General features: G+C 65.5%; 17 protein-coding genes and 1 tRNA gene. 10 read left to right on the forward strand and 8 right to left on the reverse strand.

From position 1 onward, the window contains the following. The first annotated feature begins 12 nt into the window (after positions 1 to 12). Both ntrC and C7411_RS06730 read left to right on the forward strand, forming a co-directional pair. The gene (gene ntrC / locus C7411_RS06725) at positions 13 to 1,596 is read left to right on the forward strand and encodes a nitrogen regulation protein NR(I) (protein ID WP_110383941.1); all 1,584 of its coding nucleotides are present in this window, start codon (positions 13 to 15) and stop codon (positions 1,594 to 1,596) included. 117 nt (positions 1,597 to 1,713) lie between these two features. After that, complete coding sequence (locus tag C7411_RS06730; protein ID WP_110383942.1) at positions 1,714 to 3,807, forward strand: prolyl oligopeptidase family serine peptidase; 2,094 nt, start codon at positions 1,714 to 1,716, stop codon at positions 3,805 to 3,807. A gap of 9 nt (positions 3,808 to 3,816) precedes the next feature. On the opposite strand, the gene xth is transcribed toward C7411_RS06730, so the two are convergent. Together xth and C7411_RS06740 are read right to left on the reverse strand one after the other, a co-directional pair. After that, positions 3,817 to 4,602: an exodeoxyribonuclease III gene (xth, locus tag C7411_RS06735; protein WP_110383943.1), complete on the reverse strand. Its 786-nt coding sequence runs from the start codon at positions 4,600 to 4,602 to the stop codon at positions 3,817 to 3,819. An 83-nt stretch (positions 4,603 to 4,685) separates the two neighbouring features. After that, positions 4,686 to 5,414 (reverse strand): SDR family oxidoreductase, encoded by a 729-nt coding sequence (locus C7411_RS06740; RefSeq protein ID WP_110383944.1) that lies wholly within the window; start codon positions 5,412 to 5,414, stop codon positions 4,686 to 4,688. Positions 5,415 to 5,514: 100 nt separating this feature from the next. Here C7411_RS06740 and C7411_RS06745 point away from each other — a divergent pair, with 100 nt between their 5' ends. After that, entirely contained in the window at positions 5,515 to 6,135 is a 621-nt protein-coding gene (locus tag C7411_RS06745; protein ID WP_110383945.1) for a 2-hydroxychromene-2-carboxylate isomerase, read from the forward strand. A 64-nt stretch (positions 6,136 to 6,199) separates the two neighbouring features. Here C7411_RS06745 and C7411_RS06750 read toward each other — a convergent pair whose 3' ends face one another. Continuing rightward, a complete protein-coding gene (locus tag C7411_RS06750; RefSeq protein ID WP_110383946.1) occupies positions 6,200 to 7,189 on the reverse strand; it encodes an NAD(P)H-dependent flavin oxidoreductase in 990 nt (329 codons plus the stop codon). 188 nt (positions 7,190 to 7,377) lie between these two features. Here C7411_RS06750 and C7411_RS06755 point away from each other — a divergent pair, with 188 nt between their 5' ends. Both C7411_RS06755 and C7411_RS06760 read left to right on the forward strand, forming a co-directional pair. Next, on the forward strand, positions 7,378 to 7,944 hold the full coding sequence (locus tag C7411_RS06755) for a PadR family transcriptional regulator (protein WP_110383947.1): 567 nt from the start codon (positions 7,378 to 7,380) through the stop codon (positions 7,942 to 7,944). 114 nt (positions 7,945 to 8,058) lie between these two features. Then, positions 8,059 to 8,135: transfer RNA gene (locus C7411_RS06760), tRNA-Met, on the forward strand. A gap of 86 nt (positions 8,136 to 8,221) precedes the next feature. Here C7411_RS06760 and C7411_RS36945 read toward each other — a convergent pair. Further along, the gene (locus tag C7411_RS36945) at positions 8,222 to 8,935 is read right to left on the reverse strand and encodes an aspartate/glutamate racemase family protein (RefSeq protein WP_133253620.1); all 714 of its coding nucleotides are present in this window, start codon (positions 8,933 to 8,935) and stop codon (positions 8,222 to 8,224) included. A gap of 180 nt (positions 8,936 to 9,115) precedes the next feature. Between C7411_RS36945 and dinB the strand changes: the two genes are divergently transcribed. Together dinB and C7411_RS06770 are read left to right on the forward strand one after the other, a co-directional pair. Next, complete coding sequence (gene dinB / locus C7411_RS06765) at positions 9,116 to 10,285, forward strand: DNA polymerase IV (RefSeq protein WP_165822759.1); 1,170 nt, start codon at positions 9,116 to 9,118, stop codon at positions 10,283 to 10,285. A 113-nt stretch (positions 10,286 to 10,398) separates the two neighbouring features. Further along, positions 10,399 to 11,685, forward strand: coding sequence for an amidohydrolase family protein (locus C7411_RS06770; protein WP_110383949.1), 1,287 nt, complete (start codon positions 10,399 to 10,401; stop codon positions 11,683 to 11,685). Positions 11,686 to 11,768: 83 nt separating this feature from the next. Here C7411_RS06770 and C7411_RS06775 read toward each other — a convergent pair whose 3' ends face one another. The 4 genes from C7411_RS06775 to fixL form a co-directional block, all read right to left on the reverse strand. After that, positions 11,769 to 13,868 (reverse strand): M3 family metallopeptidase, encoded by a 2,100-nt coding sequence (locus tag C7411_RS06775; protein ID WP_110383950.1) that lies wholly within the window; start codon positions 13,866 to 13,868, stop codon positions 11,769 to 11,771. A 247-nt stretch (positions 13,869 to 14,115) separates the two neighbouring features. Then, positions 14,116 to 14,970: a bifunctional methylenetetrahydrofolate dehydrogenase/methenyltetrahydrofolate cyclohydrolase FolD gene (folD, locus tag C7411_RS06780; protein WP_110383951.1), complete on the reverse strand. Its 855-nt coding sequence runs from the start codon at positions 14,968 to 14,970 to the stop codon at positions 14,116 to 14,118. 237 nt (positions 14,971 to 15,207) lie between these two features. After that, positions 15,208 to 15,855, reverse strand: a complete 648-nt coding sequence (gene fixJ, locus C7411_RS06785) for an oxygen response regulator transcription factor FixJ (protein ID WP_042264842.1) — start codon at positions 15,853 to 15,855, stop codon at positions 15,208 to 15,210. Beyond that, complete coding sequence (fixL, locus tag C7411_RS06790; protein ID WP_110383952.1) at positions 15,852 to 18,365, reverse strand: oxygen sensor histidine kinase FixL; 2,514 nt, start codon at positions 18,363 to 18,365, stop codon at positions 15,852 to 15,854. The genes fixJ and fixL overlap by 4 nt, the downstream gene beginning before the upstream one ends. A 295-nt stretch (positions 18,366 to 18,660) precedes the next feature. Here fixL and aceE point away from each other — a divergent pair, with 295 nt between their 5' ends. The 3 genes from aceE (at position 18,661) to lpdA (ending at position 24,992) form a co-directional block, all read left to right on the forward strand. Continuing rightward, positions 18,661 to 21,378 carry a pyruvate dehydrogenase (acetyl-transferring), homodimeric type gene (gene aceE / locus C7411_RS06795; RefSeq protein WP_110383953.1) on the forward strand — a complete coding sequence of 906 codons (2,718 nt, stop codon included), beginning with the start codon at positions 18,661 to 18,663 and terminating at the stop codon, positions 21,376 to 21,378. Positions 21,379 to 21,456: 78 nt separating this feature from the next. Further along, on the forward strand, positions 21,457 to 23,121 hold the full coding sequence (aceF, locus tag C7411_RS06800; protein WP_110383954.1) for a dihydrolipoyllysine-residue acetyltransferase: 1,665 nt from the start codon (positions 21,457 to 21,459) through the stop codon (positions 23,119 to 23,121). Between the two features lie 95 nt (positions 23,122 to 23,216). After that, the gene (gene lpdA / locus C7411_RS06805; protein ID WP_110383955.1) at positions 23,217 to 24,992 is read left to right on the forward strand and encodes a dihydrolipoyl dehydrogenase; all 1,776 of its coding nucleotides are present in this window, start codon (positions 23,217 to 23,219) and stop codon (positions 24,990 to 24,992) included. The last annotated feature ends 203 nt before the right edge of the window (positions 24,993 to 25,195 follow it).

Below are 25,195 nucleotides of genomic sequence, written 5' to 3' on the forward strand. Positions count from 1 at the left end.
CTGACCGATCTTATGAAGCCGATCTGGATAGTAGACGACGACCAATCGATACGCTGGGTGCTCGAAAAGGCCCTTGCCCGCGAAAACTTCGCCACCCGCAGCTTTTCGAACGTGCGCGAAGCCGCGAGCGCGCTCGATCACGACAGCCCGCAGGTGCTCGTCTCCGACATCCGCATGCCGGGCGGCTCGGGCCTCGAGCTGCTGCAAACCGTGCGTGAGCGCGTGCCGGGCTTGCCCGTCATCATCATGACGGCGTTCTCCGACCTCGACAGCGCAGTCGCCGCGTTTCAGGGCGGCGCGTTCGAGTATCTCGCCAAGCCGTTCGACGTCGACAAGGCCGTCGAGCTGATTCGCCGCGCCGTGGACGAAAGCATGCGCGGCGAGCAGCAGTGGGACGAGCGTCCCGCCGAAGCGCCCGAGATGCTCGGCCAGGCGCCGGCCATGCAGGACATGTTCCGCGCCATCGGGCGGCTTTCGCATTCGGCGGCGACCGTGCTCATCACGGGCGAGTCTGGCACCGGAAAGGAGCTTGTCGCGCGCGCCTTGCACCGACATAGCCCACGCGCGAACGGTCCGTTCATCGCGCTGAACACCGCGGCGATCCCGAAGGATCTTCTGGAATCCGAATTGTTCGGCCACGAACGCGGCGCGTTCACCGGCGCGCAGGCCATGCGCCAGGGCCGCTTCGAGCAGGCCGAGAACGGCACGCTGTTCCTCGACGAAATCGGCGACATGCCGTTCGACCTGCAAACGCGCCTCTTGCGTGTGCTTTCCGATGGGCAGTTCTACCGCGTGGGCGGCCACAACCCGCTGCGTGCGAACGTGCGCGTGATTGCCGCGACGCACCAGAACCTCGAAACGCGCGTGCGCCAGGGGCTGTTCCGCGAGGACCTGTATCACCGGCTCAATGTGATCCGTTTGCGTTTGCCTGCGCTGCGCGAGCGCAGCGAGGACATTCCGCTGCTCACGCGCCACTTCCTCCAGAAAAGCGCGCGCGAGCTGGGCGTGGAGCCCAAGCGCGTGTCCGACGAGGCGCTTGCGTGGATGTCGTCGCTGCCGTTTCCGGGCAATGTGCGTCAGCTCGAGAATCTCGCGAACTGGCTTACCGTGATGGCGCCCGCGCAGACCATCGAGATCAAGGATCTGCCGCCTGACCTCGTGCCTGCGCACGGCTCGGCGGGCGCGGCGGTGCATCTCGCCGATGCTGCGGCTGCTTCCGAAGCGGGCGCGGCGGCCAATGGCGCGGGCGGCGTATCGCCGGTTGCGGGTGCCGTGGCCGGCGCGGGCCTGGCCGGCGCAATCGGCGGCGTCCCGGGCGGCGTGGTGTTCGGCACGCCCGCGTTCGGCGCGTCCAACGGCGCCGCTGCCGCGGTCTCGCCGCTGAGCGTGTGGGAGAACGGTCTGCGCACCGAAGTCGCGCGTCTGTTGCGCGAAAACAGCGCCGACGTCATGGACGAACTCTCGCGCCGCTTCGAAGCCGCCGTGATCCGCGAGGCGCTCGACTTTACGCGCGGACGCAAGGTCGAGGCGGCCGAGCGTCTTGGCATCGGCCGCAACACCATCACACGCAAGATCCAGGAACTCAATCTGGAATGAGCGTGAATTAGCATGGAGCAACGGGCCGGCCTCGCGCCACGCGAGCCGGCCCTGCACGCCGTGCGCCGGCGCGCGTACAGGGCATAATCGACGCTGTTTTCCTGTCGACAACCGATCATGCCCGTGACTTCCCCCTGGCCCGCCGAGGCCGATCCGTTCCTTTCGCTCGAATCGCTCGACGACCCCGCCGTCATGGCCTGGGTCGAAGCGCAGAACGCGCGCACGCGCGCCGCGTGGCAGGGCGGTGCGCGTTTCGAGGCGCTCGAAAAGCGCCTCGCGCAGGCCTACCTGCCGCGCGAGCGGCCCGTGATCCCGAGCCGCTGGCAGGAGTGGGCCTACGATCTCTGGGAGGACGAGGACAATCCCAAGGGCCTGTGGCGCCGCGCGCTCTGGGCCGACTGGCGCGCCCACAAGCCGCGGTGGCAAACGCTCATCGACTTCGACGCGCTCGGCGCGAAAGAGGGCATGCCATGGGTGTGCGCGGGCATCGACATCCTCTATCCGGACGGCGACCGCGCGCTGATCCAGCTTTCCGATGGCGGCTCCGATGCGGTCATCGTGCGCGAGTTCGATATCGTGAAGCGCAAATTCGTCGGCGACGGTTTCGCCATCGCGAAGGAAGGCAAGCACAACATTTCGTGGATCGATCGCGATACCGTGTACCTGGGATGGGACGCGGGCGGCAAGAGCGGCAAGAAGATGCTCACGCGCTCGGGCTATCCGCGCGAGGTGCGCCGCTGGACGCGCGGCACCGCGCTCGCCGACGCGCCCGTCGTGTTCAGCGGCGAGTTCGACGACATCAGCGTAGAGGGCGACTACGATCCGGTCGAACAGCGCCACGACGTGGTGCGCAGCGTCGACTTCTTCGATTCATACACCTATCGCCTCGACGAGCGCGGCGACTGGCAGGCGTACGACGTGCCTACCCATGTTTCGGTGGGCGCATGGCATGGCTGGCTGCTGCTCGAGCCGCGCCTCGACTGGACCGTTTCGGGCGTGACGTACATGGGCGGTGCGTTGCTCGCGATTCGCGAGGACGCCTTCCTCGCAGGCGATCGCGCGTTCACGGCGCTCTTCACGCCGACTCCCGTTACGTCGGCATGCGACTGGACCAATACGCTGAACGTATTGATCGTTTCCTGGCTCGACGATGTAGAGAGCCGCACGATGCTCTGGCAGCCGCACCAGGAAGAGGGCGCGTGGCGCTGGGAGTCGCGGGTGTTCCCGGCGCGTGCGAGCTCGCAGGTGGACGTTTCGCCCATCGAAGACACGCTCAACGACGAGGTATTCGTCGACGTCGACGATTACCTGCTGCCGCCCGAATACTGGCTCGCCGATCTTGCGCAAACCGATCTCCAGCAGTGGGAATTGCTCGACCGCTGGCCTACGCAGTTCGATTCCGGGCCGCTTACGGTCATCCGCTCGCACGCGCGCTCGGCGGACGGCACGAGCGTACCGTTCACCGTAGTCGGCCCGAAGGCCGTACTCGAAGGCGAGTCACGCAAGGCGTCGCCGTGTCTGCTCACGGGCTACGGCGGCTTCGCCATCGCGCTCACGCCGCAATATCTCGTGGGCTCGGGCATCGGCTGGCTGGAGCAGGGCGGCGTGGTGGCGATCGCGCACATTCGCGGCGGCGGCGAGTACGGCACCGCCTGGCACGTCGAGGCGCAGCGCGAGCATCGCCAGCGCTCGTTCGACGACTTCATCGCGGTGGCCGAGCGGTTGATCGCCGATGGCTATACGAGCGCAGCGCAGTTGGGCATCAAGGGCGGCAGCAACGGCGGGCTGCTCGTAGGCGTGTGCATGGTGCAGCGTCCCGAGCTGTTCGGCGCGGTGGTGTGCGAAGTGCCGCTGCTCGACATGCAGCGCTATCCGCTGCTGCATGCGGGTGCGTCATGGATCGACGAGTATGGCGATCCTGAGGATACCGAAGAATCGTGCGCGCTGGCCGCCTATTCGCCTTACCACCATGTGAAGCCCGGCGTCGCATATCCGCCGTCGCTGTTCACGACTTCGACGAGCGACGACCGTGTGCATCCCTCGCACGCGCGCAAGATGGTCGCGCGCATGGAGCAGCAGGGGCACGCCAATGTCTGGTATCTGGAGAACACCGAAGGCGGCCACGGCCCCGGCAGCGATTCGCTCGAGCGCGCGGAGTACGACGCGCTCGTTTATCGTTTTCTGTGGACCACGCTCGCGGGGAACGGGTAAGGCGCGCGTTCAGCCCGCCATATCGAGCGTGGCGATCACCGGCGTGTGATCGGACGGCTGCTCCCACTTGCGCGGAACCTTGTCCACTTCGCACGCGGTGAGATGCCCGGCAAGCGCGGGTGAGAGCAGGATATGGTCGATGCGCAAGCCCGCGTTGCGGCGAAATGCGAACATGCGATAGTCCCACCACGTGAAGAGCTTTTCGGGCTGCTCGAACTGGCGGAACGCATCGACGAAACCCAGCTCGATTAGCCGGCGAAACTGGGCGCGTTCTTCGGGCGAGACGAGGTTCTGGCCTTCCCAGGCCTTAGGATCGTGCACGTCGCGGTCTTCGGGCGCGATGTTGTAGTCGCCGAGCAGCGCGAGCTTCGGGTAGCGCTGCATCTCCTGCGCGAGCCAGTCGTGCAGGGCGTCGAGCCATTGCAGCTTGTACGCGAACTTCTCGGTGCCGGGCGCCTGGCCGTTGGGAAAATACGCGCTCACCACGCGCACGTCGCCGATGGTCGTGGCGATCACGCGCTGTTGCGGATCTTCGAAGCCCGGAATGTTGCGCACAACGGTGGCTTCGTCGACGAACAGGCCTTCGCGCACGAGTATGCCCACGCCGTTATAGGTCTTCTGGCCCGCGAACCAGCTGCGATAGCCGTGCGCCTCGAGATCGGCGCGCGGGAACTTGTCGTCGGTGAGCTTGAGTTCCTGGAGGCAGAGCACGTCGGTCCTGCTCTCGTTGAGCCAGTCGATGACGTGTTGCAGACGGACCTTGAGGGAATTGACGTTCCACGTTGCGATTTTCATGTAAGGCTCGATAGGGTGACGGTGTGCGTTCGGTGCACTTCGCCGCCATTATCGCCTGCTTCGCAAAGCGGGCAACAGTCGCCTCACCATGGCTCCAGCCACGGCCGCAGATCGAGTTCGTGCGTCCAGGCATCGCGCGGCTGCTGGTGCAGCGTCCAGTAGGCGTCGGCGATGTGCTCGGGGTTCAGGATGCCGTCGCGTTCCTTGAGCTTGTAGCGCTCCGGAAAATTCTCGCGGATGAACGCGGTGTCGATCGCGCCATCGACGATGATCTGGGCGACGTGAATGCCCTGCGGTCCGAGTTCGCGCGCCATCGACTGGGCGAGCGCGCGCAGCGCGTGCTTTGCGCCCGCGAACGCGGCGAACCCTTCGCGGCCGCGCAGGCTCGCGGTGGCGCCCGTGAAGAAAATCGAACCGCGCTCGCGCGGCAGCATGACTTTTGCGGCTTCGCGGCCCATCAGAAAGCCGGCGAAGCAGGCCATTTCCCAGACCTTGTGATAGACGCGCGCCGTGGTTTCGGTAATGCCGAAGCGCACGTTCGCGCCGATATTGAAGATCGCCGCCTCGATGGGGGCGATGCGCGTTTCGATGTCCGCGAAGAGCGCGATCATGTCCTCTTCCTTGCGCGCGTCCGAGCCGAAGGCGTGCGCTTCGCCGCCCCCGGCTTCGATTTGCGCCACGAGCGGTGCGAGCCTGTCGGCATTGCGGCGCGTCACGCATGCAATGTAGCCTTCGCGTGCAAAGCGGCGCGCGATGGCGCCTCCGGTGGCGTCGCCTGCGCCGATTACCAGTACGGCTTTCTTTTGCGTCATGGTGCTTGTCTCACTGTCGATTACGGCGGCCCGGTTTCAGGTATCTTAGGACGTCGGCGCGCCCGGGCAAAGGTGCGCAAATTCACATGGGGGAGACAAGATGCGTGACATCGAGGTGCAGTTTCTGTTCGACTTCGGCAGTCCTAACGCTTACCTGTGCCACAAGGTGATCGGCGGTATTGAAGCGCGCCAGCAGGTGCGTTTCGAGTATGTGCCGATCCTGCTTGGCGGCCTTTTCAAGCTGAGCGGCAATCGCTCGCCGGGCGAGGCGTTCGCGGGCGTTGAGAACAAGCAGAAGTTCATGATGCTGGAGATGCGGCGCTTCATCGAGCGGTATGGGCTGACCGCCTATCGGCACAATCCGCACTTTCCGGTGAACACGTTGCAGATCATGCGCGGCGCGATTGCGGCACAGCGCAACGGCACGTTCGAGCGCTACGTGGACCGCATGTTCGCGCACATGTGGGAAGAGGGCCTCAAGATGGACGACCCTGCCGTGATCCGCGCGGCGCTGGAAGCGGACGGCCTCGACGCTATGGCGTTCGAAACGTCGATTCAGGACGCCGATGTGAAAGCCGCGCTGCTTGCGAACACGCAGTCGGCGTTCGAGCGCGGCGCGTTCGGTTCGCCGACGTTCTTCGTCGGCGAGCAGATGTACTTCGGCAAGGATCAGTTGCGCGATGTCGAAGAGGAAATCGCGCGCGTAAAGGCGCGCGCATGATACGCGGCGGTTCATCGCGAGGCGAGACGGACGCGGCATGATCGCTCCCGCTCCTCGCCGCGCATCAAGGCGAGGCGTGTTCCTCGGCGTGCGGCGTGCTGGCCACGCCCAGACGCACGCGCGCCGCCTCGTATTCGCGCTTCAAACGCGCGATGAGTTCAGCGGCCGGCACGACGCTCTTTACCGCGCCGATGCCCTGGCCCGAGCCCCAGATATCCTTCCACGGCTTCACGCGCGTCGAGCCGAAATTCATCGCCGAAGGATCCGACTGCGGCAGCGCCTCCGGATCGAGGCCGCTTGCCACGATGCTTTGGCGGAGATAGTTGCCGTGCACGCCCGTGAAGAGATTCGAGTACACGATGTCGCCCGCGCCGCCTTCGACGATCATTTGCTTGTAGGCGTCGACGGCGTTCGCCTCATGTGTGGCGATGAATGCCGAGCCGATATAGGCGAGATCGGCGCCGGCTGCCTGCGCAGCGAGAATCGCGTTGCCGTTGCCGATCGCGCCCGACAGCAGCAGGGGGCCGTCGAACCACTCGCGAATCTCGTGGATGAGGGCGAACGGCGAGAGCGTGCCCGCATGGCCGCCCGCACCGGCGGCCACGGCGATCAGGCCGTCGGCGCCTTTCTCGATGGCCTTCTTCGCGAACGTGTTGTTGATGACGTCGTGCAGCACGATGCCGCCCCACGCGTGGATCGCGTGGTTGACCTCTTCGCGCGCGCCGAGCGACGTGATGACGATCGGCACCTTGTACTGGGCACACACGCCGAGGTCGTGCTCGAGACGGTCGTTCGACTTGTGCACGATCTGGTTGACGGCGAAGGGCGCCGCCGGGGCATCCGGATGCTTCGCGTCGTACTCGGCAAGTTCGGTGGTGATGCGCTCGAGCCATTCGCCCAGCACGTGCTCAGGCCGCGCATTGAGCGCGGGGAACGAGCCGACGACGCCCGCCTTGCACTGGGCGATCACGAGATCGGGATTCGAAATGATGAAGAGCGGCGAGCCGACGACCGGAATCGACAGGCCGCGGCGCAGCACTGCGGGCAGGGACATCCATATCTCCTGGACTGAGACGGCCGCCGGGTGCGGCTGCCGTCGCGTGATTCGATGCGCCGGCGTGCGCGCCGGCTGGCAGGCTCAAACATAGCAAAGGTGCCGAATCTATGCAACCAGTTGCATAGAGGGGAAATTCGATCCGCAACAGATCCGGCATCGGGCGGGGCGTGGTTTAGAATCGCCGCATGTCGACGCCGCACGCCATCCTCATCGCCTTGCTGGAAAAGCCTTCGTCGGGCTACGACCTCGCGCGCCGCTTCGATCGCGCGATCGGCTATTTCTGGCACGCCACGCATCAGCAGATCTATCGCGAACTAGGCCGCATGGTCGAAGCGGGGTGGGTGTCGGTCATCGAGGACGAGACGGCCGTGGCGTCGCGCAAGAAGGTGTATTGCGTGTTGCCGGTGGGGCGCGATGAAGTGGCGCGCTGGGTGCGCGAGACCGCGCTCGATCTCGATTCGCGCAACGTGTTTCTGCTCAAGCTGCGCGCCGACGCCGTGATCGGGCCGCTTGGCCTTGCCGGGGAACTCGCGCGGCTCATCGAAGAAAATCGCGCGCGGCTCGCGACGTACCGGGAAATCGAGCGGCGCGATTTTGGCGCGGCTTCGCTCACGCGCGGGCAGCAGTTGCAGTACGCGATCCTCAAGGCGGGCATTCATACGCAGGAGATGTGGCTTGCCTGGGCGGAAGAGTTGCGGCCGCTGGTGGAGTCCGCGCAGGCGCAGCGAGATTTGCCAGGTTCTCCGAACTAATTCTCGTGCCATGACTGCCTGCCTGGCGATGTCCAAGCTGGTGATGTTTCAATCGTATGAAAAAGACCCTTGACCCAACGGCCCACACACCCTATAATTCTTTTCTCTGACGGACGCGGGGTGGAGCAGTCTGGCAGCTCGTCGGGCTCATAACCCGAAGGTCGTAGGTTCAAATCCTACCCCCGCAACCAAACGTCTTAAGCAGCAAGGCCTCGTGCCAATCAATAAACCCGCTCTGAGCGGGTTTTTTGTTTTCCGCGGCATCGAAAACGATGCGCTATCGCGAGGCGCCTGTCTCGCCCCCAATCGCCCAATCCACCGCGGCCTGCGCGTGCAACGCGGTAGTGTCGAACACCGGCAGAGCGGAATCGCTTTGCCCGATCAGCAGTGTGATTTCCGTGCAGCCGAGGATGACCGCCTGCGCGCCGCGTGCCGCAAGGTCTTCGATCACGCGCTGATACACGCGCCGCGACTGCGAGTCCACGTTGCCGTGACACAGTTCGTCGTAGATGATGCGATGCACGTCCGCGCGATCCCGTTCGTCCGGCACGATCGCTTCGATACCATGCGCTTCGCGCAAGCGTCCCACGTAGAAGTCCTGTTCCATCGTGTAGCGCGTGCCGAGCAGGCCCGCTCGCGTGAAGCCCGCAGCGCGCAACGCCTGGCCGGTCGGGTCCGCAATATGCAGAAAGGGGATCGAGATCGTCGCCTCGATTGCCGCGCGCACGCGGTGCATCGTGTTCGTCGCGAGCAGCACGATATCGGCGCCGCCGTGTTCGAGTTGCTGCGCGGCCTCGGCCATCTGTGCGCCCAGCGCGTCCCAGTCGCCTGCGCGCTGGAGCGCTTCGACCTGCGCGAAGTCCACGGTCACCATCAGGCTGCGCGCGTTGTGATGGCCGCCCAGACGCGCCTTCGCGTGGCGGTTCAGCAGCCGGTAATACTCGGCCGACGATTCCCAGCTCATCCCGCCAATCACGCCGATCGTTTTCATCGCGATTGTTTTCATCGATTCGTTCCTTACCCTCTTGGACGGTTCAGTCCGCCCGAGTATAGGCCCGCGCAGCCAGCAGTCCAGAGACGGTCTAGCCGATGCAAAGCGGTACGGAATCAGAGAAAGGGCACGGACACTTGCCTTGAAAATGGCACTGTGTTTTTGTACAGTATCGGGACCGTGAACGCGCCTTCTTCCGACCTCGCGCCGCCGCCTGCGCCCGCCCCCGGGCGCTCCGCCGCGGCACTCGCCGCCGCCCGCAAGATCATCCATTGCGACTGCGACTGCTTTTACGCGTCGGTCGAAATGCGCGACGACCCCTCATTGCGCGGCCGTCCGCTCGCGGTGGGCGGACGGCCCGACCAGCGCGGCGTGATCGCCACCTGCAACTACGAGGCGCGGCGCTTCGGCATTCATTCGGCGATGTCGTCGGCGCTCGCCATGCGCAAGTGTCCCGAGCTGCTGATCCTGCCCACGGCGATGGAGAAGTACCGCACCGCCTCGCGCGCGATCATGGCGATCTACCGCGACTACACGCCCGACGTCGAACCGCTCTCGCTCGACGAAGCCTATCTCGACGTCACGCGCGCCTCGCGCTGCAAGGGCAGCGCGACGCTGATCGCCGAGGAAATTCGCGCGCGCGTGCGCGAAACCGTGGGCGTGACGGTATCGGCCGGCGTCGCGCCGAACAAGTTCATCGCCAAGATCGCCTCGGACTGGAACAAGCCCGATGGCCTCTTCGTCGTGCGGCCGCCTGAAGTCGATGCCTTCGTCGCCGCGCTGCCCGTGCGCAAGATTCACGGCGTCGGCAAGGTCACGGCGGCGAAGCTCGAAAGCCTCGGGCTCGCCACCTGCGCGCAACTGCGCACGTGGTCGCTGTTCGATCTGCATCGGCATTTCGGCGTGTTCGGCAAGCGGCTCTACGAACTCGCGCGCGGCATGGACGACCGGCCCGTGCGCGCCGATCAGGAGCGCAAGTCGGTGAGCGTCGAGACGACTTACGTGAACGATCTGCTCACGCTCGAAGCGTGCAGCGAGGAGCTCAAGCGTCTTGCGCTGCAGCTCGATGCGCGCATCGAGCGGGCGGGTTGCGCGCACGCGGTGCGCAAGCTCTTCGTGAAGATCCGCTTCGCTAACTTTCAGCGCACGACGGTCGAGTGCGTGGCCGATGCCACCGACGTGCGTACCCTCTTGCTGATGCTCGAAAAAGGGCTTGCGCGGCGCAAGCTGGCGGTGCGTCTGCTCGGCGTGGGCGTGCGGCTCGAAGAGGAGAACCCCGCGCTGCGCGGTCAGTTCGCGCTCTTCGACGACGATCCCGCGGAAGACGACGGCCTGATCGCGCTCGTGTGACGCTTTCGCGTGGAGGCGGGCCATGCCGCTGGCGGCGTCATTCTGGCGCCGATAGAATCGATGCGGGTCAAAACGAAAGTGCCACGCCGCTACGCCAGAACAAGGAGCCGCAGATGGACCTGATCATTCGCCGCGCGGTGCTCGCGCATGCGCATCCCGCCGGATATCCCACGGTGGATATCGGCATCGAGGCCGGGCGCATTACGGCCGTGGAACCGCATCTCGCATCGGCAGCGCGCGAGGAGATCGATGCCGCGGGTGCGCTCGTGAGCGCGCCGTTCGTCGACGCGCATTTTCACATGGACGCCACGCTCTCGTATGGCCTGCCGCGCGTGAACGCGTCGGGCACGCTGCTGGAGGGTATCGCGCTGTGGGGCGAGCTCAAGCCGCATCTCACGCAGGAGGCGCTCGTCGAGCGCGCGCTGCAGTACTGCGACTGGGCCGTTGCGCGCGGACTGCTCGCGATCCGCTCGCACGTCGATGTGTGCGACGCGCGGCTGCTCGCGGTCGAAGCGCTGCTCGAAGTGAAGCGCTGCGTCGCGCCGTATCTCGATCTTCAGCTCGTGGCGTTTCCGCAGGATGGCGTATTGCGCAGCCCCGGTGCCTTCGACAATCTCAAGCGCGCGATCGCGATGGGCGTTGACGTGGTGGGCGGCATTCCCCACTTCGAGCGCACGATGGCCGAAGGTGCCGAATCGGTGCGCCTGCTCTGCGAGTTCGCCGCCGACAAGGGCCTGCGCGTGGACATGCATTGCGACGAATCCGACGACCCGCTCTCGCGCCACATCGAAACGCTCGCGGCGCAAACGCACCGGCTGGGCATGCATGGGCGCGTGGCCGGCTCGCATCTCACGTCGATGCATTCGATGGACAACTACTACGTGAGCAAGCTGATCCCGCTCATGCGCGAGTCCGGTGTCGCGGCGATTGCGAATCCGCTCATCAATATCACGCTGCAAGGGCGCGCCGATACCTACCCCAAGCGCCGCGGCATGACGCGCGTGCCCGAGTTGATGGCGGCAGGCGTGACCGTCGCGTTCGGCCACGACTGCGTGATGGACCCGTGGTACAGCTTCGGCTCGGGCGACATGCTCGAAGTCGCGCACATGGGCCTGCATGTCGCGCAAATGACGGGCACCGGCGCCTCGCGCGCCTGCTTCGACGCGGTGACCGTGAATGCCGCGGCGATCCTCGGCCTGGAAGGCTACGGCGTCGCGCTCGGCTGCGCGGCGAACCTCGTGGTGCTCGACGCGCGCGATCCCGTCGAGGCGATCCGGCTGCGCGCGGCGCGCGTGGCGGTCGTGAGCCGGGGCAGGGTGGTGAGCCGGCAGCCCGCGCAGCGCGCGGCGCTCTCGCTCGACGGACGGCCGCCAAGCGTCGATTTCAGGCTGCATCGATAAAACGCGAGGCGATAAAAAACCGCGCATGGGTTGCACACCCATGCGCGGTTTTAGTTGGGATCGCTTACGAGCGAGTCACACGGTCATTGCTGTGCCGGCGGCTGCTCCATGCCGTTGTGGCGCAGCAGCGCGTCGATGTTCGGCTCGCGGCCGCGGAAGGCCTTGAACGACTCCATCGCCGGGCGGCTGCCGCCCACCTCCAGAATTTCCTTGCGGTAGCGCGTGCCGGTCGCTTCGTCGAGCACGCTCGACTTCGCGGCTTGCGCGGCTTCCTCGAAGGCGGCATAGGCATCGGCGGAAAGCACTTCGGCCCACTTGTAGCTGTAGTAGCCGGCCGCGTAGCCGCCCGCGAAGATATGGCTGAACGTGTTCGGCCAGCGCGAGAACGGCGCCTGCGGAATCACGTGGTAACGCTCGTTGATCTCGCGCGCCAGGTCGTTCGCGCTCTTGCCCTTCGAAGCGTCGAAGTCCACGTGCAGCGCCATGTCGAACATCGAGAATACGATCTGGCGCAGCGTGCCGAGACCGCTCTGGAAGTTCTTCGCGGCGAGCATCTTGTCGAAGAGTTCGCGCGGCAGCGGCCTGGCGGTCTCGACATGCGAGCTCATTTCGCGCACCACGTCCCATTCCCAGCAGAAGTTTTCCATGAACTGCGAGGGCAGTTCGACGGCATCCCACTCCACGCCGTTGATGCCCGACACGCCCAGTTCGTCCACACGCGTGAGCATGTGGTGCAGGCCGTGGCCGAACTCGTGGAAGAGCGTAATGACTTCGTCGTGCGTGAAGCACGCGGGGCGGCCGCCCACCGGCGCCGAGAAGTTGCACGTGAGATACGCGACGGGCGTTTGCACGCCATTGCCTTCGAGCTTGCGGCGCGAGCGGGCGTCGTCCATCCATGCGCCGCCGCGCTTGCCTTCACGTGCGTAGAGGTCGAGATAGAACTGCGCGACGAGCGTGCCGTCCGCGTTTTCCACACGGAAGAAACGCACATCGGGATTCCATACCGGCGCGCTGTCCGGGCGGATGCGCACACCAAAGAGCGTTTCCGTGACCTTGAACAGTCCCTGCAGCACGAAGTCTTCCGGGAAGTACTGCTTCACCTCGTTCTCCGAGAACGAGTAGCGCTTCTGGCGCAGACGCTCGGCGGCGAACGCCATGTCCCACGGCTCGATCTGCGTGAGGCCCAGTTCGCTCGCGGCGAATTCGCGCAGCGCTTCCCAGTCCTTTTCGGCGTGCGGGCGGGCGCGCGTGGCGAGGTCTTCGAGGAAGCTCATCACCTGGGCCGGCGTTTCCGCCATCTTCGGCGTGAGCGAGACTTCGGCGAAGTTGTTGTAGCCGAGCATCTGCGCTTCTTCGGCGCGCAGCTTCAGTTGCTCCTCGATGATCGCCGTATTGTCCCATTCGGCCTTGCCGCCGCCGTAGACGGGGCCGAGTTCGGACGCGCGCGTGACGTAGGCGCGGTACATCGTCTCGCGCATCGCGCGGTTTTCCGAGTACTGCAGCACCGGGAAGTACGAGGGGAAGTGCAGCGTGAACTTCCAGCCTTCCTTGTTCTCGCGCTCGGCGGCTTCGCGCGCGGCGGCGATCACGTCCTCGGGCAGGCCCGCGAGATCGGCTTCTTTGGTTGCGTAGAACGCGTAGCCATTGGTCGCGTCGAGCACATGGTCGGAGAAGGCTTTGGCGAGTGCGGCCTGGCGCTCCTGCAGTTCGGCGAAGCGCGGCTTCTGGTCTTCGGGCAATTCGGCCCCGGAGAGGCGGAAGTCGCGCAGCGAATTGTCGAGGATCTTCTTGCGCTCGCCCGAGAGCAGCTCGAACGAGTTGTGATTCGTGATGGCCTTGTACTTCCTGAAAAGCTCGAGATTCTGGCCGACGCTCGACCAGAATTCCGTCACGCGCGGCAGGTTCTCGCCGTGGGCGGCACGCAGTTCCGGCGTGTCGGCGACGGCGTTCAGATGGCCAACCACGCCCCAGGCGCGCGAAAGCGGCTCGCTGGCGCGTTCGACCGGCTCGACCACGTCGCTCCATTGCGCGGGCGTCATGGGTTGCGCGGCGCGTTCGACCGCGGCCTTCGCGTTCGCGAGCAGGACGTCGAGCGCGGGCGTGACGTGCTCGGGGCGGATTTCGCCAAAGCGCGGCAGTCCGGTGAAGTCGAGGAGCGGATTGTCGGAGGGGGTAGTAGCCATGATGCTTCCTGTTCCTGTCTGTCGCGGGTTAGGGGACCGGGGCGCCGCATGCGCGCGCCCGATTGCCAGAGTATTGGGGCGCGAGGCGCGCTTTCCAACCGGGTTATCCGAGCAAATTAACAGATGTCGGGGGGGCGGTGGCGCAATCGCGGCTGTCGCCGCGCGAGCGGGCGGCGCCACAAAAAGAAAGCGGCCCGTGATGGACCGCTTCGGGAACGTCATGCCGCGACGCGTCGCCGCGTGTGGCTTACGCGCCTGCCGCGCGCTCCGCCGCTTCGATCGTGTTCACGAGGAGCATCGTGATGGTCATCGGGCCGACGCCGCCCGGCACCGGCGTGATGAAGCCGGCCACGTCCTTCAGGCCCGCGAAATCGACGTCGCCGCAGAGCTTGCCGTTGTCGTCGCGGTTCATGCCCACGTCGATCACGGTCGCGCCGGGCTTGACCATGTCGGCGGTCAGCACGTTGCGCTTGCCCACCGCGGCGACCACGATGTCCGCGTCGCGCGTGTGCTTCGCGAGGTCGCGCGTCTTGCTGTGGCAGATCGTGACCGTCGCGCCCTTTTCGAGCAGCAGGAGCGCCATCGGCTTGCCGACGATGTTCGAGCGGCCGATCACCACGGCGTTCGCGCCTTCGAGCGGGATCCTGTATTCCTCGAACATCTTCATCACGCCATAGGGCGTGCAGGGGCGAAAGAGCGGCTGGCCGGTCATGAGCGCGCCCGCGTTGGCGACGTGAAAGCCGTCGACGTCCTTTTCGGGCGCGATGGCTTCGATCACCTTGTGGCTGTCGATGTGCTTCGGCAGCGGCAACTGCACGAGAATGCCGTCGATCTTCGGGTCGCGGTTCAACTCGTCGATGCGCTCGAGCAGGTCGGCTTCGGAAAGCGATGCGGGATAGCGGTCGTACGACGAGTAGAGGCCGTTGTCTTCGCAGGCCTTGACCTTGTTGCGCACGTAGACTTCGCTCGCCGGATTGTCGCCGACCAGCACGACGGCGAGTCCCGGCTGATGGCCGCGGGCGGTGAGGGCTGCAGCGCGCGTGGCGACTTGCGCGCGCAGTTTCCTGGAGAGGGCGTTGCCGTCGATGATAGTGGCAGTCATGGTCGGTCGGGGTCGAGAGTGGGCAATGCGGGCTCGTTCAGGCCTGTTCAGGCTCGAGCGCTGGCGCGCATGGGGCGGGCGCCATTCGAAGGCCGACATTATACCCGCGCGGCGGGCGTGCTCCGGCCTGAACGGACGAGGAGGGGGCAATACACGAGGGAAGAGAGTCGCGGCGAGACGCCGCCGGCAGCATTCGCGGGCCGTGGCGCGCGCGCATGCTGCCGGGGAAAGACGCGCTTACTGCTGCGCCTGTTGCGGCTTGTTGGAAAGCGCGAGACGCAACAGGTCGGCGACCGTGTTGACGTTGAGCTTCTCCATGATGTTGGCGCGGTGCGCCTCCACCGTCTTGATGCTGATCCCGAGATCGTCGGCGATCTGCTTGTTCAGGCGGCCCGCGATGATGCGCTCGAGCACCTGGTGCTCGCGCGCCGTGAGCTTGCCGAGACGCTCGGCGGCCGCGCGCTGTTGCTGGACGTTGGTGCTTTCGTTGCGCGCCTTGTCGAGCATGCGCTCCACCAGCTTGCGCAGCTCGGCTTCGTCGAACGGCTTTTCGATGAAGTCCATCGCGCCCTTCTTCATGGTCGAGACGGCCATCGGCACGTCGCCGTGGCCCGTCACGAAGATGATCGGCAGCGAGGCGTTTTCCGCGATCAGACGTTCCTGCAGTTCAAGGCCGCTCATGCCTTGCATGCGCACGTCCAGAATCATGCAGGCAATCTGCCCGGCCTGTTGCGCCGGCTGGTATGCCTCGAGGAACTCCTCCGCGCTGTTGAAACACTGGACGCGGTAGCCGTTCGCTTCGAGGAGCCAACGCAGGGAGTCTCGTACGGCCTCGTCGTCATCGACAACAAAGACGGTTTCCTGGGTGGTGACTGGGCTGTTCATGGCTCTCCCGTAACGGTTTGTGGAGTCGGTTCGTCGGTGTTCCGCGAGGGGGTGTCCGATTCGCCGATGGGCAGACTGCAATGGAACGTTGCGCCGCTGATGTGGCCGTCGGATTCGACGTTGTTGACCACCCAGAGACGCCCGCGATGCGATTCGATAATGGAGCGGCAGATGTTCAGGCCCATGCCCATGCCGTCCGACTTGGTGCTGTAGAAGGGCTCGAAGAGGCGCTCGGCCGTGGCTTCGTCGACGCCGGGGCCCTGATCGACCACGCTGATGCACACGTTGCCGCCTTCGCGCTTCACGATCACGCGGATCACCGGGTCGATCGCATTCGGGCGCGCTTCGGCCATGGCTTCGGCAGCGTTCTTCAGGAGATTGACGAGCACTTGTTCGATCAGCACCGGATCGACGTAGATCACGGGCATGCGCGAGCGCATGTCGGTCACAATGCGGATGCGGCGCTTGCGCGCCTCGATCTCGGCGAGGCCCACCGCGTCGGCGACGATGTCGGCCACGCGCGTAGCCTGGCGCTTGGGCTCGGAGCGCTTCACGAACTCGCGGATGCGCTTGATGATCATGCCCGCGCGCACGGCTTGCTGCGCCGTTTTCTCGAGCACGGGCAGCAGGTTATCGGGCGCGGCGCGGCCCGACTTCACGAGCGCGACGGTGCCCGAGGCATAGTTGTTGATCGCGGCGAGCGGCTGGTTCAGCTCGTGCGCGAGCGACGAGGCCATTTCGCCCATCGTCATCAGGCGGCTCGTGAACTGGAGCTTCTCGTCCTGCTGGCGGGCCAGTTCCTGCGCCTGCTTGCGCGTGGTGATGTCGGTCGCGATCTGCATCTGCGCGAGGTGGCCGTCCACCCACTGGATGTACTGGCGGCGCACTTCGAACCACTTCTGGATGCTTTCGACGTAGACCTCCTGCGCATCCGCCGTGCTCTCGGTGAGCGCGGTGGCGGGCAGGCCGGCGAAGGCGTCGACCATGTCGATCGAGTCCGAGGAGGCGCTCGCCGAATCGAAGCCGCCGCCGCCCGCGAGTTCCAGATGGCCGTCCGGGCGGATGCCGAAGAGGTGGCGATAGTAGCGGTTCGCAAACAACAGCTCGGCTTCGTCGGCGGCGAGCACCGAGACGGCGGCGTCGAGGCTTTCGAGCACGGTGGTGAAGCGCTCGTGCGCGGCGGCGAGTTCTTCGCGTGCGCGCTTGGGCTCCGTGATGTCGGTCATCGACGACATCCAGCCCGTCTGGCGTCCCGAGCTGTCGATCAGCGGCGAGACATAGAGCCGCGCGTGGAACTGCGAGCCGTCCTTGCGGCGCACGCGCAGCTCGAACCCCGATGAGGGCGCCTTGCCGCGCAGCGTCATGTCGAGCTGGCGCTGCATTTCGGGATAGGCGTCGCGTGGCCAGTAGGGGAACGGTGCGTTCTTGCCCACGAGGTCGCTTTCGTCCCAGCCGGTCATGCGGCAGAACGCCGGATTCACGTGCGTGATGCGGCCGTGCATGTCGAGCACGCGCATGCCGATCAGCACCGAGTTTTCCATCGCGCGGCGGAAGAACGCCTCCGCGTAGAGCGCCTGCTGCGCCTCGAAGCGCTGGCGCGTGTGCTTCCAGAGGCTCCAGAGGCTCCACAGCACGAAACACGACAGCCCCGCGACCAGCCACACGAGCGTGTTGTTCGTGAAGTTGGTCATCTGCGGATACGAGTACACGCGCACCGAAATGCCCTGGCCAGGCGGGTCGAGCGGCAGGTCGTAATAGACGTCGCGCGGCAGGCGCGGGCGCGTCGAGGTGGTGGCGAGCTCGCGGTTATTCGCGTCGAGAATCGAAATCTTGTACTTGGCCGACAGCTCGGGCGGGATGTCGTGCTTCAGGATGCCTTCGACCGAGAACACGGCCGCAATCGACCCAAGAAAGTCGCGATCGCGGTATACCGGCGTCTGCAGCGTGATGTAGCCATTGCCGACGTCGTCATAAATAAGCGGCGAATACACCTGGCGGCGCGTGGCGCGCGCCTCGGCGAAGGCGGCCTTCACGGCCTCGTCCATTTGCGCGTCGTTGGGCTTCGCGAGGCGCTGGCCGAATACGGGCATCGCCGTGTTGGGCCAGCGCGGCTCCTCCTGGCTTGTGTACCAGTTGAGATAGAGGATCTCCGGATGGCCCTGCATGATGTCCGTGGTGGACGTCTGGAAAAACTGCGGATCGCTGTGGCCCGAGGCCAGGTCGCGAGCGAGCGCCTGCAGCTGCTCCTGCGCGCCTGTCATGGAAAGCCGGATCTGCTGCTGGGCCCAGGCGACGTTGCGGTAGAGCGTGTCTTCCTGCTGCTGTTGCTCGCGCCGGTTCAGGCTCCACAAGATCAGGCTCATGACGATCAGGAACACGAGGATCGACAGGAGCGGCGTCAGCAAATAGGAATTCGACCACCAGGGTCCGTGGTGCCAGCGGGATGGCGACGACTCGCCGGGCGTTCCGGGCGGCCGCGCCGAGCGTGCGAAAAGCCGTTCGGTCAACATGGCAAGGATTGTAGCTCAGCGTAAGACACGGAAATGCCGCGAAAAAAGCCGTAAATCGCCGATAAACAGGTGCAAACTGGCCGTTATCGGCCCAGGGGCGCGAACGATTAAGCGTGCGCTGCACCAATTTTTCACATTATAAAATCACATCTCGCAATTCGAAAATTTTGTTGCGCGATGGTCAGGGGGGTCATTACAATCGCCCCGAAGCTGCTGCGGTTGGCCCGGTCACGTCTCAAGCGTCGCCGTCCGCATGGTCCGATCAACAGCGTTCCCCTACATCCAGGAGACGAGCATGTCCGCTGTACCCGACGAAGTCCTCAAGTACGTTGCCGCCGACAAGGACGAGGATCCCCAGGAAACCGCCGAATGGCTTGAAGCGCTGGACGGCGTCATTTCGACTGTCGGCCCCGATCGTGCCCACTACCTGATCGAAAAGCAGATCGAATTCGCCCGCGTGCATGGCGAGCATCTGCCGTTCTCGGCGAACACGCCGTACATCAACACGATCCCTGTCGCCAACCAGGCCAGGAACCCGGGCGACCAGGACATCGAACACCGCATCCGCTCGTACACGCGCTGGAACGCCATGGCCATGGTGCTGCGCGCGGGCAAGCACACGAACGTGGGCGGCCACATCGCTTCGTTCGCATCGGCGGCCACGCTTTATGACGTCGGCTACAACCACTTCTGGCGCGCGCCTTCCGCCGAGCATGGCGGCGACCTCGTGTTCGTGCAGGGCCACTCGTCGCCGGGCGTCTACGCGCGCGCGTTCCTGCTCGGCCGCCTGACCGAAAAGCAGCTCGACAACTTCCGCCAGGAAGTGGGCGGCGAGGGCATCTCGTCGTACCCGCACCCGTGGCTCATGCCGGACTTCTGGCAGTTCCCGACCGTCTCGATGGGTCTCGGCCCGATCATGGCGATCTACCAGGCGCGCTTCATGAAGTACCTGCAGGCGCGCGGCATCGCCAGGACCGACGGCCGCAAGGTCTGGGCGTTCCTCGGCGACGGCGAAACGGACGAGCCGGAATCGCTCGGCGCGATCGGCATGGCCGGGCGCGAGCGTCTGGACAACCTCGTGTTCGTCATCAACTGCAACCTGCAGCGTCTCGACGGTCCGGTGCGCGGCAACGGCAAGATCATCCAGGAACTCGAAAGCGAGTTCCGCGGCGCCGGCTGGAACGTCGTCAAGGTCATCTGGGGATCGCGCTGGGACGCGCTCTTCGCACGCGACAAGTCGGGCGCGCTGATGCGCCGCATGATGGAAGTGGTCGACGGCGAGTACCAGACGTACAAGTCGGAGTCGGGCGCGTTCGTGCGCGAGCACTTCTTCAACACGCCTGAACTGAAGGCGCTGGTCGCCGACTGGTCCGACGACGACATCTGGAACCTGAACCGCGGCGGCCACGATCCGCACAAGATCTACGCGGCGTTCCACGAAGCTTCGAACTCGAAGGGCCAGCCGACCGTCATTCTCGCGAAGACGATCAAGGGCTATGGCATGGGCGAAGCCGGCCAGGCCATGAACATCACCCACCAGCAGAAGAAGATGCAGGTGGATCAGCTCAAGAAGTTCCGCGACCAGTTCCGCCTGCCGATCACGGACGAGCAGATCGTCGACGTGCCGTATCTCACGTTCGAGGAAGGCTCGAAGGAACTCGAGTACATGCGCCAGAAGCGCATGGACCTCGGCGGTTACCTGCCGGCTCGCCGCCAGAAGGCCGAGTCGCTGCCGGTGCCGGTGCTCGACGCATTCGAGCCGCTGCTCAAGGGCACGGGCGAAGGCCGCGAGATCTCCACGACGATGGCGTTCGTGCGGATCCTGAACATCCTCCTCAAGGACAAGGCGCTCGGCAAGCGCGTCGTGCCGATCGTGCCGGACGAGTCGCGTACCTTCGGTATGGAAGGCCTGTTCCGCCAGATCGGTATCTGGAATCAGCAAGGCCAGAAGTATGTGCCGGAAGATTCCGACCAGCTGATGTTCTACAAGGAATCGGAAACCGGTCAGATCCTGCAGGAAGGCATCAACGAAGCCGGCGGCATGTCGGACTGGATCGCAGCTGCGACGTCGTACTCGACGCACGGCGAGATCATGATCCCGTTCTACATTTTCTACTCGATGTTCGGCTTCCAGCGTATCGGCGACCTGGCCTGGGCCGCAGGCGACATGCGTTCGCGCGGCTTCCTGCTGGGCGGCACGGCGGGCCGCACGACGCTCAACGGCGAAGGTCTGCAGCACGAAGACGGCCACTCGCTCCTGTGGGCGGCTTCGGTGCCGAACTGCGTCAGCTACGACCCGACGTTCGGCTATGAACTCGCGGTCATCATGCAGGACGGTCTGCGCCGCATGGTGCAGGACCAGGAAGACGTGTTCTATTACGTCACGGTGATGAACGAGAACTACGAGCACCCGGCGATCCCGCAGGGCCAAGGCCTGGAAAGCGTGGCGGCGGACATCATCAAGGGCATGTATTCGTTCCGCAAGGCAGACGCGAACGCCGCATTTGTCAAGAGCGCGCCGCGCGTGCAGCTCATGGGCGCAGGCACGATCTTCAACGAAGTGATCGCCGCCGCGGACCTGCTGAAGAACGACTGGGGCGTCGAAGCCGACCTCTGGAGCGTGCCGAGCTTCACCGAACTCGCGCGCGAAGGGCACGAAGTCGAGCGCTGGAACCTGCTGCACCCGAGCGAGCCGCGCCGCGAATCGCACGTCGAAAAGCTGCTCAAGGATACGCAAGGTCCGGTCATCGCTTCGACCGACTATGTGCGCGCCCTGGTCGACCAGATCCGCGGTCTGGTGCCGCGCAAGTTCGTGGTGCTCGGCACTGACGGCTTCGGCCGTTCGGACACGCGTGAGAAGCTGCGTCACTTCTTCGAAGTCGATCGTTACTGGACCACGGTTGCGGCGCTGGGCGCGCTCGCGGACGAAGGCAAGATCGAGCGCAAGGTGGTTGGCGAGGCGATCGCCAAATACAACCTCGATCCGTCCAAACCCAACCCGATGACCGTCTAACCCATCACCCCTGTGCATGGCATGCGCGCCTCCCCGAAGCGGGGAGGCGTGTCGTATGCGGCCCCGGAGACACTAACAATGAGTCAAGCGATCGAAGTCAAGGTGCCGGACATCGGCGATTACAAGGACATCCCTGTGATCGAGGTGCTGGTGAAGGCGGGCGATACCGTCGAAAAAGAGCAGTCCCTCATCACGCTCGAGTCGGACAAGGCGACCATGGATGTGCCGAGCCCGGCGTCGGGCACGGTCAAGGAAGTGAAGGTCAAGGTCGGCGACAACGTGTCGGAAGGCTCGCTCGTACTGGTGCTGGACGGCGCCGGCGCAGCCGCTGCGCCCGCCGCTCCCGCTTCCGCCGCGAAGGCAGAGCAGGCCGCGCCTGCCGCCGCGCCCGCGCAGGCTGCCGCGCCGGCCCCGGCCGCAGCGCCTGCCGCGAGCGGCGGCGTGCAGACGGTCAAGGTCCCGGACATCGGCGACTACAAGGACGTGCCGGTCATCGAGATCGGCGTGAAGGTCGGCGACCGCGTCGAGAAGGAGCAGTCGCTCGTCACGCTCGAGTCGGACAAGGCGACCATGGACGTGCCGAGCCCGGTGGCCGGTGTCGTCAAGGAAATCAAGGTCAAGGTCGGCGATAACGTGTCGGAAGGCACCGAGATCGTCGTGGTCGAAGCGGAAGGTGCAGCGGCGCCTGCCGCACCCGCGCAGAAGGCGCCGGTCGAAGAGCCGTCGGACGCGCCTGCACCCGCCGCGGCCAAGCCCGCGCCTGCCGCACCGTCTGCACTCGCGCAGGCGCCGATCATTCCGGCGGGCGAAGGCGGCACGCGCCGTCCGAGCCACGCCTCGCCGTCCGTGCGCAAGTTCGCGCGCGAACTCGGCGTGGACGTTGGCCGCGTGACGGGTACGGGTCCGAAGGGCCGCATCACCCAGGACGACGTCACCGCGTTCGTGAAGGGCGTGATGGCGGGTGCGCTCGCGGCTCCCGCTGCCGCCGCGCCGGCCGGTGGCGGCGCGGGCCTGAACCTGCTGCCCTGGCCGAAGATCGACTTCACGAAGTTCGGCCCGATCGACACGCAGCCGCTCTCGCGCATCAAGAAGATCTCGGGCGCGAACCTGCACCGCAACTGGGTCATGATCCCGCACGTCACGAATAACGACGAAGCGGACATCACCGATCTCGAAGCGCTGCGCGTGCAGCTGAACAAGGAAAACGAGAAGGCGGGCGTGAAGTTCACGATGCTCGCGTTCGTCATCAAGGCCTGCGTCGCGGCGCTCAGGAAGTTCCCGGCGTTCAACGCGAGCCTCGACGGCGACAACCTCGTCTTCAAGCAGTACTACCACATCGGTTTTGCCGCCGACACGCCGAACGGCCTCGTCGTCCCGGTGATCCGCGACGCGGACAAGAAGGGCCTCGTCGACATCGCGAAGGAAATGGCCGAGCTTTCGAAGCTCGCGCGCGAAGGCAAGCTCAAGCCGGACCAGATGCAGGGCGGCTGCTTCTCGATCTCGTCGCTCGGCGGCATCGGCGGCACGCATTTCACGCCGATCATCAACGCACCGGAAGTGGCGATCCTCGGCCTGTCGAAGAGCGCGATGAAGCCGGTGTGGGACGGCAAGCAGTTCGTGCCGCGCCTCACGCTGCCGCTGTCGCTCTCGTACGATCACCGCGTGATCGACGGCGCGGCTGCCGCGCGCTTCAATGCGTACCTCGCTTCGATCCTCGGCGATTTCCGCCGCGTGATTCTGTAAAACCGATTTGACCGGCTCGCGCCGCCGCGCCGCGCGTCCATGACGTGCGCGCTGCGGCAGGCGCGGCCGGTCTTCCTTTAGGGGTAGGGGACACCATGAGTCTCGTCGAAGTGAAAGTGCCGGATATCGGCGACTTCAAGGATATCGACGTCATCGAAGTCAATATCAAGGCGGGCGACGTCATCGAGAAGGAGCAGACGCTGCTCTCGCTCGAGTCGGACAAGGCCACGATGGAAGTGCCCAGCGACGTCGCGGGCACCGTCAAGGAAGTGAAGATCAAGGCCGGCGACAAGGCGTCGCAAGGCACCGTGATCGCGCTGGTCGAAGCCGCTGAGGGCGCGGCCGCACCGAAGGCCGAAGCGCCCAAGGCCGCTGAAGCGCCGAAGGCCGCCGAGGCACCGAAGGCCGCCGAAGTTTCCAAAACCGCGGCGCCGCAAGCTGGCAGCTTCAGCGGCAGCGCCGACGTCGAATGCGACATGCTCGTGCTCGGCGCGGGCCCCGGCGGCTACTCGGCGGCGTTCCGCTCCGCCGACCTCGGCATGAAGACCGTGCTGGTCGAGCGTTATTCGACGCTTGGGGGCGTGTGCCTGAACGTGGGATGCATTCCGTCGAAGGCGCTGCTGCACACGGCGCTCGTGATCGACGAAGCGCAAGCGCTCGGCTCGCACGGCATCACGTTCGGCAAGCCGCAGATCGACCTCGACCGCCTGCGCGACTTCAAGTCGGGCGTGGTGAAGAAGCTCACGGGCGGTCTCGCCGGCATGGCGAAGGCGCGCAAGGTCGAAGTCGTGACGGGCGTGGGCGCGTTCCTCGATCCGAACCACATGGAAGTGGTGGGCGAAAACGGCAAGAAGATCGTCAAGTTCAGGCAGGCGATCATCGCTGCGGGCTCGCAGGCCGTGAAGCTGCCGTTCATGCCGGAAGATCCGCGCGTGGTCGATTCGACCGGCGCGCTGGAACTGCGCCAGATTCCGCAGAAGATGCTCGTGATCGGCGGCGGCATCATCGGTCTGGAAATGGCGACTGTCTACGCAACGCTCGGCGCGCAGATCGACGTCGTGGAAATGCTCGACGGCCTGATGGCCGGCGCGGACCGCGATCTCGTGAAGGTCTGGGAGAAGTACAACGCGAAGCGCTTCGCGAACGTCATGCTCAAGACCAAAACGACAAAGGCCGAGGCGAAGGACGACGGCATTTACGTCTCGTTCGAGGGCGAGAAGGCCCCGGCCGAGCCGCAGCGCTACGACCTCGTGCTGGTCGCCGTGGGCCGCTCGCCCAACGGCAGGAAGATCGGCGCGGACAAGGCCGGTGTGGCGGTGACGGATCGCGGCTTCATCGAAGTCGACAAGCAGATGCGCACCAATGTGCCGCACATCTTCGCGATCGGCGACGTGGTCGGCCAGCCGATGCTCGCGCACAAGGCCGTGCATGAAGGCCACGTGGCGGCGGAAGCGGCGCACGGCGAGAAGGCGTACTTCGACGCGCTGCAGATTCCTTCGGTGGCCTACACCGATCCGGAAGTGGCGTGGGCCGGCAAGACCGAAGACCAGTGCAAGGCCGAAGGCATCAAGTACGGCAAGGCGGTGTTCCCGTGGGCCGCTTCGGGCCGCGCGATCGCCAACGGCCGCGACGAGGGCTTCACCAAGCTGATCTTCGACGAAGAGACGCATCGCGTGATCGGCGGCGGCATCGTCGGCCTGAACGCGGGGGACCTCATCAGCGAAGTCTGCCTCGCGGTGGAAATGGGCGCGGATGCGACCGACATCGGCAAGACGATCCACCCGCACCCGACGCTGGGCGAGTCGATCGGCATGGCCGCCGAGCTGTACGAAGGCGTCTGTACCGACCTGCCGCCGCAGAAGAAGAAGTAAGACGGTGCCGCGCCGCTCGGTGCGGCGCGCATGAAAAAACGGCGCACTCCGCGAGGGGTGCGCCGTTTGCTTTTGGGTTCTGCAGTATGGGCTACGAGAGGCGCCGGGGCGTAAAAAAGATTCCCGGTCGGCGACCGGGCAAGTGACATGCCGCGCGGCATGCCGGAGCGTTCAGGCCCGGCGCCCGGTGCGCCGCTGCTTCA

This window comes from Paraburkholderia silvatlantica (assembly GCF_003096715.1).
In the GTDB taxonomy this organism is placed as follows: Bacteria; Pseudomonadota; Gammaproteobacteria; order Burkholderiales; family Burkholderiaceae; genus Paraburkholderia; species Paraburkholderia silvatlantica.